1 pseudogene is annotated in these 688 nt (G+C 60.8%); it reads left to right on the forward strand.

What is annotated here, in order from left to right:
• Positions 1-688, forward strand: a pseudogene (locus NKJ17_RS33925) (calcium-binding protein); the annotation flags it as partial.

Here is a 688-nt window from a genome sequence, read left to right on the forward strand (position 1 = left end):
GCCACCAGTAATCCGTCCGGCACGACGGCAATCAATCTCACAGGCAACGGCTTTGCTCAGACCATTCAGGGCAATGCCGGCGCCAATGTCATCAACGGCCTCGGCGGCGCCGACACGATGACCGGCTATGGTGGCAATGACACCTACTATGTCGACAATGCCGGTGACAAGGTCATCGAGGCGGTGGGCGGCGGCTCCGACCGGGTGATCACGTCAGTGAGCCATGCGCTTTCGGCGGGCACCCAGATCGAGCTTCTCGCCGCAAGATATCCATCCGACACGACGGCAATGAACCTCAGCGGCAACGAGTTCAGTCAGACCATCCAAGGCAACGCCGGCGCGAACATCATCAACGGCGGCGGTGGTGCCGACACGATGACCGGCTATGGTGGCAATGACACCTACTATGCCGACAATGCCGGTGACAAGGTCATCGAGGCCGTAGGCGGCGGTACCGATAAAGTACTCGCGTCAGTAAGTCATGCGCTTGCGGCCGGGTCGGAGATCGAGCTTCTCGCCACCAGCAATCCGTCCGGCACGACGGCAATCAATCTCACAGGCAACGGCTTTGCCCAGACGATCCAGGGCAATGCCGGCGCCAATTTCATCAACGGCCTCGGCGGCGCCGACACGATGACCGGCTATGGTGGCAATGACACCTACTATGTCGACAATGCCGGTGACAAGG

Origin of the sequence: Mesorhizobium sp. M0208 (genome assembly GCF_040322015.1) — a bacterium.
In the GTDB taxonomy this organism is placed as follows: domain Bacteria; phylum Pseudomonadota; class Alphaproteobacteria; order Rhizobiales; family Rhizobiaceae; genus Mesorhizobium.